The organism is Peptostreptococcus sp. (assembly GCF_977045075.1).
Genome location: NZ_CDRRTB010000138.1, coordinates 1 through 2,677, shown reverse-complemented (window position 1 = coordinate 2,677; position 2,677 = coordinate 1). Strand labels below are relative to the sequence as shown.

At 34.3% G+C, this 2,677-nt stretch carries 4 protein-coding genes; 3 read left to right on the top strand and 1 reads right to left on the bottom strand.

Going from position 1 to position 2,677, the window contains the following annotated elements; all coding sequences use genetic code 11:
- The 3 genes from ACW6OJ_RS07990 to ACW6OJ_RS07980 all read left to right on the top strand — a co-directional run.
- A partial coding sequence (locus ACW6OJ_RS07990; protein WP_456096227.1) for a sigma-70 family RNA polymerase sigma factor occupies window positions 1-380 on the top strand: 380 nt, incomplete at its 5' end.
- Between the two features lie 288 nt (window positions 381-668).
- Window positions 669-851, top strand: coding sequence for an XRE family transcriptional regulator (locus ACW6OJ_RS07985; protein WP_455104415.1), 183 nt, complete (start codon window positions 669-671; stop codon window positions 849-851).
- A 112-nt stretch (window positions 852-963) separates the two neighbouring features.
- The gene (locus tag ACW6OJ_RS07980) at window positions 964-1,785 is read left to right on the top strand and encodes a mechanosensitive ion channel family protein (RefSeq protein WP_314495133.1); all 822 of its coding nucleotides are present in this window, start codon (window positions 964-966) and stop codon (window positions 1,783-1,785) included.
- An 80-nt stretch (window positions 1,786-1,865) separates the two neighbouring features.
- Here the strand turns inward: ACW6OJ_RS07980 and ACW6OJ_RS07975 are convergent.
- A partial coding sequence (locus ACW6OJ_RS07975) for a hypothetical protein (protein ID WP_456096267.1) occupies window positions 1,866-2,677 on the bottom strand: 812 nt, incomplete at its 5' end.

Here is a 2,677-nt window from a genome sequence, read left to right as displayed (position 1 = left end):
GTCCAACACCTTCAGAAATTGCCAGTTATTTAGACATAACTGAAGAAGAAGTTTTGGAAGCTATGGAAGCATCTTATGGCTACCAACCAGTATCACTAGATATGCCTAGTAATGATGATTCAGAGGACAAGGATATGACTCTGGGGGATAGGGTCGGTACAGAGGAAAAGAACTTTAAGTATATTGAAGAAATGGACTTTATTAATCGTTTTATGGAGACATTAAACGAGTTAGAGGTTCAAATTATACGAGGGAGATTCTTTGACAACAAGACACAATCAGTGATAGCTGAAGAGCTTGGCATATCACAGATGACTGTATCCAGGTTGGAAAAAAAGATAATAGAAAAATTAAAAAAAGAATACAACAAGGTAGTTTAGGTCAGGTCTAGACCAAGCTAAAAATATTTTTTAGGTATTCATGTGGCTAAGTTTGACTTGGTCAAGTTTACCAGATAAAGATAAAAAAATATGAAATTATAAGTCCTTCTATGGTAAAATTAAGTTATCATAGGAGGATTTTTTTTGTAGAAAATCCGTATCAAGAATAAAAAATACTAATATATTTAATAGGTGTAGCAATATTTATATTAGTACAGATAAATAATATAAGCTATAGACAAAAAATATAAATATAATACCAATAATATGTGTATGGAGGTTATGTAAATGTCGAGATTGAGAAAGCTGATGGAAGAAAGGGGCTTAGATGTAGGACTTTTGGGAGCAGCCCTTAATATAAGTGATAGTGATATGGAAGAAATAGTGGAAAATGATGATTTAAGTCCTTTGGATGAAGTAATAGGTGAGTTGGCCAGGGTTTTTGATATGGATGTAGAGGATTTAATATAGGTTAGTTAGGAAAATTTATGCTAGATATGACATAATAAACATTAAGATGACCTAAAGGAGGTTATTTTGGAATATGTAAGGACAGCTGAACTTAGGGGAAGGAGGAAGATTTTTGGAAAAAACAATAGAAAAACAAACTACAATTTTCACTAAATATATAGATATTTTTACAGAAAAACTGCCTGCTATTGTATTTGCCATCGTAATAATAGCAATAGGTATATTAATAGCCAAATTAGTTAAGAGGTTTTTGAATAGGATACTTACCAAGTATAAGTCAAGTATTGGTGTCGTTACCTTTATGATTAACTTCGTCCAGGTTACGATTATAATAATAGCCTTTATGCAGGCCATGTCCATATTGGGTGTAAATACTACATCTTTTGTAGCAGTCTTAGGTGCGGCTGGTTTTAGTATAGGTCTAGCATTTAAGGAGGTCCTATCAAATCTTGGGTCCTGCTTGATAATATTATTTTTCAAGCCATTTGATATAGGTGACTTTATAAATTGTCAGGGAAACGAGGGAACTGTGATGGAGATACTTATGTTCTCAACAACCCTAAAGACAAATGATAATAAACTGATAGTAATGCCAAACTTCCAGTTAACCTCTAACCCTGTGATCAACTATACAGCCCAAAATAAGAGGAGGATAGACTTTGTATTTAATGTAGAATACGATACAAATGTCAAGGCCCTATATGAGATATCAAATAGGTTGTTCGACCAGGAAGAAAGAATATTGTCCTCACCAAAGCCACTAATAGGTGTAGAATCTATGAATAATAATATAATTAAGTTTATAGCCAGACCTTGGGTGAAGACTGAGGATTATTGGGATGTTTACTACAAGTTGATGGAAGAATTTAAGCATGAGTTTGACCAGGCTAGTATCAAATTTTCTAGGGTAAACCTAGTACATCCAACCAATTAATATAAAATAAAAGAGGGAGGAACCGATTAGTATCCGGAACCCCCCTCTTTTATTATATGAGAAATCTAGTTAACAATAGGTTAAACTTCTAATTTTTCACCCTTATCCCTCTTCTTTATATTCTTATAGCCTATGAACCATAATGGTAGGATTATAAATATCCAGTTAAATATTCCTAGATACTTATAGGCAACCTGTACAACCCACATTAGGCCAAGTCTTGATACCCCATAACAAACCAATAGGCAGCAGACACTGATGATGGCCTTTCTAATGATAGGCTTAGATTCCATACCCTTTAGTACGTATGGATCAAGTCTCTGTACCATACCAAATATAAAGCCTACAGCAGTTGTAATTAGGGCTAGGAATAATAATATAGGATATAAAACAGCCAAAACTGGTATATCAAGCTGGTTTACTATAAATACTGTAGGTAGCTTTCTAGTTTCTTCATTTATGAAGATGTGTGGCATCTGAGAGAATATCAACAAGCAGATACCAACTAGCATTAAAATATTTATGATTGCACCTATGGCCATTGCACCCTTTGCTTCTTCCTTAAACTTACCACCCTTAAATGAAGCGGAAATACCACCGATGGCACTTATCTGGAAGCCGGCATATGTCAAGGCCCACATAAGTGAGTTTCCAAGATTTCCAGGAACAGGCTCCCCATTACCTGAAATACTCCACTTAGCTGATTGGGGATTTACATAGCCTTCCCTAAATAACCTAGCTATATCTGGAATAAATTTTACTAGTCCTGCAACCAAAACGATTGTTATGATTATAAGGATTGCAGCCGTCATTATCATGGCATTCTTTCTAACTATATTTTCTCCAAATATAGATAGGAGTGTAACTATAACAAACATTGCTATTGAACCAA

Excerpts from the sequence above, each read along its gene's own strand:
- ACW6OJ_RS07985 (WP_455104415.1), top strand. The coding sequence starts at position 669 with ATGTCGAGATTGAGAAAGCTGATGGAAGAAAGGGGCTTAGATGTAGGA.